6 protein-coding genes are annotated in these 7,020 nt (G+C 61.8%); 2 read left to right on the forward strand and 4 right to left on the reverse strand.

Annotated elements, in window-relative coordinates; all coding sequences use genetic code 11:
- On the forward strand, window positions 1–189 hold a 189-nt coding region (locus tag AC1DSN_RS16115; protein WP_477331637.1), incomplete at its 5' end, for a hypothetical protein.
- Between the two features lie 21 nt (window positions 190–210).
- Here AC1DSN_RS16115 and AC1DSN_RS16120 read toward each other — a convergent pair.
- From AC1DSN_RS16120 to AC1DSN_RS16130, 3 genes are all read right to left on the reverse strand, one after another.
- Entirely contained in the window at window positions 211–813 is a 603-nt protein-coding gene (locus tag AC1DSN_RS16120) for a YjfI family protein (protein ID WP_477295968.1), read from the reverse strand.
- A 203-nt stretch (window positions 814–1,016) separates the two neighbouring features.
- Complete coding sequence (locus tag AC1DSN_RS16125) at window positions 1,017–2,807, reverse strand: peptide-N4-asparagine amidase (RefSeq protein ID WP_477295967.1); 1,791 nt, start codon at window positions 2,805–2,807, stop codon at window positions 1,017–1,019.
- Window positions 2,808–2,888: 81 nt separating this feature from the next.
- Complete coding sequence (locus tag AC1DSN_RS16130) at window positions 2,889–3,794, reverse strand: AraC family transcriptional regulator (RefSeq protein WP_477295966.1); 906 nt, start codon at window positions 3,792–3,794, stop codon at window positions 2,889–2,891.
- 102 nt (window positions 3,795–3,896) lie between these two features.
- Here AC1DSN_RS16130 and AC1DSN_RS16135 point away from each other — a divergent pair, with 102 nt between their 5' ends.
- Window positions 3,897–4,670: an SDR family oxidoreductase gene (locus AC1DSN_RS16135; RefSeq protein ID WP_477331639.1), complete on the forward strand. Its 774-nt coding sequence runs from the start codon at window positions 3,897–3,899 to the stop codon at window positions 4,668–4,670.
- A 150-nt stretch (window positions 4,671–4,820) separates the two neighbouring features.
- On the opposite strand, the gene AC1DSN_RS16140 is transcribed toward AC1DSN_RS16135, so the two are convergent.
- Window positions 4,821–7,020 (reverse strand): alpha-galactosidase D (locus tag AC1DSN_RS16140; RefSeq protein WP_477331641.1); only part of this gene is annotated, 2,200 nt, incomplete at its 5' end.

The raw sequence follows: 7,020 nt of genomic DNA on the forward strand, positions 1-7,020 counted from the left end.
CAGAACGACAACGGCAACTGCGATAGCAATAAGCCAGGTCATGGCTGGATGTCCTTATGGGTAAAAGGGCCCGGCGCAATGCCGGGGCAACAACGCGGTACATCAACAAGAAAGCGAAGTAGCCTGACTGGCAGAAAATGCAGCGCGCACGCGACTGCCGCCACAAACGAGCAGAAAGGCTTTACGTAAGAGGGTTTGAGGCGTTTTCCGCTACCCGATCAGGTGAGAAAGCTCGCCCTGCGCATCGATCACGTTCCGGCCCATGACATCGAGTTCCTCGACGATATTTGCCAGCGGCGAATGCGCGGACAGCTGACCAAACAAAATGTAATGCGAGCCAACCAGGCCCACATTCGACAGCGGCATGTTCGGGCCCAGGCGCAGGCAGGCCTCGTTGAAGCGCAAGGGATCCTGCACCGCGCGCTGATCGCAGAGCGGCGTCGTCATGCGTATTTCATACTCGGTCACCACAAGGTGCAGCGGCTGGTCGCCATAGTTTGACAACGCAAGCTCGATCGACGCCGGCGTCGCCTGAAGCCACACGCGTGACACATGCTGCTGGTTCCGGGCGTGTTCTTCTAACGCATCGAACAAACGCTGCGTCGTCCATTTCTGGCTCATGGCCTGCAAATCCATTCCACCGATCAACTGATCGGTTCGCTCGTTGCGGTGATGTCGCAGGAACTCTCTCACCAGCCCCTGCTCGCCCTCGGTCATGTAGATCCTGGGGATCGTCATGCCCATTCGCGTCATCCGGTCACGAAACGCCTTTTGGCGCTCCGCTCCGGTACTGACCTGCTTGGTGGGTGGCATGGGGGAACCGGTTCCGTCTCGGGAGAGTTGTTACGCGTAACGTTAGGCGTAACTTACGCCGGTGCCCGGGTGCTACACAATCACACAGCGCATCGCATGGCTGCCGCTCGCCCGCCTGGCACCCTTGAGATCGCCATCTTGTATCCGTTGATCTGGCGCCGTCAGTCGGGGGCTGCGACACGCACCCCCGGCTAACGGCAAGGTCAGAAGATCCCAGGATCTTCCGTTCGGGACGTATCGGGCGAACCGTCCGGATGCGTGAACCACAGCAACCGGTTACGGCTTTGCGGGCAACCGCCGCCATCCGTCGCGGCGGTAAGAACCCCCATCGCGGTGGTGACATCACGACCGTAGCAGCTCCCCAGATTGTCACTGGCGCGGAATTGCTGGGTACTGCGCTGTCCCGAGTGGCCCGTCACTGCACCATTGGTGAAGGCGAGTGTATCGGCCGTGTCGATGCTGTTGTCGACATCGCTGCGGTAGATGACCAGGTTGCCCAGCTTCTTGCTGAACTGGCGCGAGAAGCTCTGCGTGACCGCGCTTGGTGCGGTGACTATGTTGCCTGCGGTGTCGAAGGTGTAGCCGAAGCTTGCGAGCAGTGGATAGTCAAAGTGAGCCTCCGTTGTCACGGTAAAGCCGAGCGGTCCCTGTCGTGTCTTCGTGGTGCTGTCGACTGTCGCTAGCTGGTCGATGCCTTGCTTGTAGTGCGCCGGATCGATCGCGAAGGACTGCGTGTTGCGGAAGGTCACTGTCTGGTTCACGTCCGTGGCTATCCTTCCGCGCGAGGTGTCCACGTAACCGGCCACGCGAAAACTGCGAGAGGCACGCGTCGCGATCGAGCCGCTTACGACGCCGCCCGCCTCGGTCAGCTGATTGTCGATCGAGGCGACAGGTGCCTGGCCCTGCAAGGTGTTGGTCGTCACCGCTCCGGTCAGTACCTTCCGACCACGGTCAAGGTAAACGAACAGGTTGCCTGTGACGGAGAAGTTGCCATTGGCACCCGTGACGCCGATCGCCAACGCATGGGGTTTTCCGTCGTTGAGAAGCGCGGCGAAAGGTGTCAGATCGACGCGGTAAGGTAGGAAGTTGAGCGTCTGTACGCCCGGCGTGGGACGCCACATATAGGGATCGATGCCACCGGTAAATATCCACGGATACACCGGAGCCACACCGGCTTGCTGTCCGTCGATGGAAACCTGCACTTCACGGTACGAACCGCCGCCGCAACTCTGCGCCTCATCGGCCTGCGCGTCAGGGACGCAGGAGTACCAGAACTCGTCGCCGCCCTGTCCCTGGGCAAACACGTCCAGATAGGCGCGTTCCACGTTGGTAGGCAAGGTGAGCGTGCGTGACAGCACATCGTTGCCGGTATTGAGTGCGACGGTGCCGCCCGCGGTTCCGTCCGATAGCGGGAACACCGCATCGGGCGCATCCACCTTCGGTGCCAACACGTTGGCCGGGTAAAAGACGAGACGGGCGGAGCCGCTGATGATGCCGGTGTAGGTTCCGTCGACGATGTTGCCCAGGATCGCCTGACCGGTTTGTGGCTGGCCCAGCATGCTGGCGAAGTCACTCACATCCCGCTCGACGTGCCAGCTCGGGGACACCGTGGCCGAGGGTTCCTGTGTCGTGCCGAAATAGATATTCGCACCCGCCAGCCACAACGACGCGGTACGGTCGAACTGGCGACCGGCCGTTACCGAGAAATCGGCTTCAAGCACGACTTTCGACCACGACTTCCCGCAGCCCACGGGCGGCGCATAGGTATAGGGATGGTTGGAAAAATCCCGGAAAGTAAAACCGTTGAACAGCTCGACCGTGCAGGCCTTTCCCGGCGGCCTGGGCACGGAGGGGTCGGCTACGGCGACATTCGCTGACCCCACATCGAACCCCGGCGCCGTCGCTGCCTGGACAACCGGCACCGAGCACGTCATGACACAACCGAACAATCCCGCCTGCAGGCCCTTGCGGACCGCCTCGTTGGTGATCGCCATCTACCGCTCTCCCCGAAGAATCCCCCTGCCAGCGAAACCTAGCATAGCCACCCAGCCGTGTCCGGGAACGAGTTCCTGCGGTCAGCCGTGGGCATGTTCCCGAACATATTGCATGGGCGACAGCTGCACATGCCGCGTAAACGCGACACTGAACGTGCTCGCCGAACCGTAGCCAACACGTTCCGCAATCTCGGCGATCCGCCCTTGTCCCTGACGCAGAAGATCCTTTGCCAATGCCATGCGCCAGGCCAGGAGATAGTCCATGGGCGTCACGCCGACTTCGCGACTGAAGCGCACGAAGAACGTGGTACGCGAGAGGGCCGCTTCCTTTGCCAGCTCCGACACCGTCCACGGATGTGACGGTCGCTCGTGCATGAGACGGATGGCGGTAGCGAGGCGTGCATCGGCAAGCCCCCGAACCAGTCCCGGCGATGCGCCCGTACCGGTGGTCAAGCGGAAGGCCTCGATAAGCAGTAATTCGACGAGCCGGGCGAGTACCGCCTCGCGCGCGGGACGCTGCTCGCGCGACTCGTCACGCACGAGCTGGACGAGGGTCGCCAAACGATGCTCACCGCGCACATGGATCACGCGGGGCAGCAAGGCGACCAGCAACGCGGCGTCGGGCGAGGCGAAGCTGCAGTGCCCGACGAGCATTCGTACGTTCGCTGGTTCGTCTTGCGCGCCTATTGTGAATTCCCCGCTTGCCATGCACACGGGCGGATCCGACTCGACGCCTTCGGGCGGCGGCTCCAGGCTGGTCATCCCCACGGCATGGCTCAGCGGAACAAGAATGAAATCGCCCGATGACAGTTCGATGGGATCGTCGTCGTCGATGGTGACGCGGCATCCGCCCTGCAGCACCACGCAATAAAACGGGTCGTCCGGCTTCGACCGGCTGACACGCCAGGGACCCCCACCGAGCACCTGCTTGGAGAACCGGGTGATCGGCTGGAGCAATGTGACCACTTCGGTGAGCGGGTCGACCAAATCCGTACTCCTGCTAATGGAATTCGTACCTTCGACGGTAGTTAGTTCCGAGACGGAAGCCTATCGTGCCCTCATTGCACTTGGCAATGAAGGAGTTCCTGGATGAAGACGGTTTTGATTACGGGCTGTTCCTCGGGCTTTGGCCTCGAGTTGGCGCGCTACTTTCTCGAACGTGACTGGGACGTGGTGGCCACCATGCGTACGCCGCGCAACGACCTGCTCCCGCCCTCGGCGCGCCTGCGTATCCTGTCTTTGGACGTGACTGACGAGGCGAGCATTCGCCACGCGGTGGAGGCGGCCGGGCCGATCGACGCGCTTGTCAACAATGCAGGCATCGGCACCGCGGCGCCCGCCGAGCTGCTCTCCATGGACGTCGTACGTGACGTCTTCGAGACCAATACCTTCGGGACGATGGCGGTCACCMAGGCGGTGCTGCCCCAGTTCCGCCAGCGCAAGGCAGGCGTCATCGTCAACGTCACCTCGAGCATCACCCTCAAGCCCTTGCCGCTGGTCTCCGCTTACCGTGCGAGCAAGGCGGCCGTGAACGCTTTCACCGAGACGCTTGCGGCAGAAGTGGCAGGGTTCGGCATTCGTGCGCACCTTGTCCTGCCCGGGCGTGCTCCCGATACCCGCTTCGGGGAAAACGGACAGGGCAATGGACGCATGCACGGGTTCGACCACGAAGCCTATGCAGGCATCGCGCAGCAGCTCATGGCTGGACTGACGGACACATCGGCGCCGATCACGAAGGTCGAAGATGTCAACGAGGCTGTCTGGCACGCCGTGACCGATCCATCGGCACCCCTGCGAATTTTTGCAGGCGCCGATGCAAAGGCCTGGGCGGCCGAAGAAAACGACGTTCCAGTCTCTGCATAACCGCGAAGAGCCAGGTAGATGCAAACAGCCAGGTAGATGCGAATAGCCAATGTAGGAGCCGATTCATCGGCGATGGGTGCTAGCCGCAAACTGGCTATCGCCGATGAATCGGCTCCTACAAAAGCTGTGCCGCTTATATCAGCGTATGCCCTACTTGCATGCCTGCGTAGAAACCCCAAGCAAGGCAGGCAACACCCGCGGCGTCACCACGATGCGATCCAGGTCGGGCGAAAAACCGCTCGGATTGCCCAGCTGGATAGTGTTCTTTCCGGCGCGCAGCGGCACCTCCAGCACCTTCGCCACGGGATCGTCGAAGCTGCTGCCGTCCAGGCTCAGTTCCTGCGATTTCGCTCCGTTGATCGACAGGAACAGCGAGCGAGGTCCCTTCGTGGCGTAGTCGATCTCGAGCTGATAGACGCCCGCATAGGGAGCCGTGACGTTCGTAAACGTCACGCTATTCGCGCTACCGCCGCCAATATTTCCCGCCTTGGCCAGACCCGAGAAATAGTTGCTGAACCCGGCGGTGACGGTGCCACCAAGCGTGGCTGCTTCTGCTTCGTACGTCGTACTCGTCGGCAGTGGTGCGTCACCGCGACCACTGATGACGATGCGATCCAGATCCGGTGGGTAGCTCGCCGTGTTGCCGAAGCGGATGTGGTTAAGCCCCTTCTGAAGACACACGGAGACGGTGCTGCTCGAGGGCAGCTGGAAGCTGCYTCCGCCGGAGTTGAACGTACGGAACGGGCCGTCGTTCACTTGGTAGAGGTACGAACGTAGACCGAGGGTGAGTGAATCGATCTGCATGAGGTACGTGCCGTTACGGGGAGCGTAAACCCCATCGATGCTCACTGTGTTGCCGGCGCCCAGCCCCAGCCCACCGACCTTGAAGCCGTTCGAACAGCCTGGGCATGCGTACGGAGCGGCATTGCCACTCAGACTGCCCTGCTCCGCCTCGTAACTGGTTGTCGGCGTTGGTGCGACATGACCCGGTAGCGCCTCGACCAGCAGCAACTGGGTTCCATGCGCCGGCAGCACAACCTGATGGTTACCCAACGAAGGCCCCAGTTCCTGATGGGCCCAGAGGTCGCGCAAACGACGTGCGCCCGTCAACCCAGCTACGTGCCAGGGCAAGTCAGCGACCGTCGTCGCCGCATTCATGTTGAAAAGGGCCACGTAGTAGCGGCCGTTGCCGAGGTCAGTCACCCATACGTTGATGTCGCCCGCCAGTACCTGCCTGGTCTGCTTGCCGGACTGGTCCACGGCGATCACCTCGTCGTTGCCCGCGAGACGTTTACCGGTTTCATCCAGACGTGTGAGGTCACCGCCAAGGTAAAGCGGCGCGTTCGCCATCGCCCATATCGTCATGGCCGAACGTTTCTCGTCGATGCTCAGGCCATCGAAGTCGCCGTCGCCGATGTCCAGCGAGTCGAGATCATTCCAGCCCGTGGTCGGCCCGGAGGTATCCTGCCAGGACGGCAGATCGCGCAAGCGCTTCTCGATGCGTGGCCAGTTGGTCAGCGTGGCGCAACGGCTTTCGCATTCCACATCGTCGTCGATGCGACGCCCGTTGGCATAGGTCTTCCATACATCCTGGTAGTCCTTGTCGACCTGCCACGACACCGTCAACCAGATCGGACGGCCGCTTCGCGCGATAGCCTTCGACCACGCCGCGACATCATCCCGATTGTCGATGCTGAGGTCGTCGCTGTAGGAGCCGGGAGTCACACCGTCGAGCTTGATGAAATCCACGCCCCACGAAGCGAACAGGGCCACCACCGAATCCATGTACTCCTGCGCGCCCGGCTTCGAGAAGTCGATCTTGTAGTGATACGGCGATGTCCCCGGCCCACCGAACGCATTGCCGGCGCGGTACGGCACCGCGAGGATATCGGTGATGTGATACGGCGTGCCGAGGATCGGTGCATTCGCCTGCACGGCGGGCTGTTCGACACCGGGGATCCAGTAGATACCCGCCTTCTGACCATTGGCGTGGATGTGGTCGATCATCGCCTTGATGTCGGGAAACGTCGCCAGATCCGGCGTGGGGCGCCCATTGACATCGAAACTGCCCTGCCACCCCGAATCGAGATTGATGTAGGTGTACCCGTGCGATTGCAGGCCCGATGCCAGCAGTGCATCCGATTGCCTGATCATATTGGCCTGGGTGAGGAAGGAGGCATCGAGTGTCTGCTGGCTGAAGCTGCTCCAGCCAAGATACGGCTTCTGACCCACACCATTCACCTGCGCGGATGCGCCGGCGGCGACGGAAAGCAGTGCGCAGGCGATAGCCGTGCGGATGAGGGAAGGACGATGAAAATGCATGATGCGACTCTCCTGTGCAGACGAAGGA

Source organism: Luteibacter sp. P4_D7_3 (genome assembly GCF_056401735.1).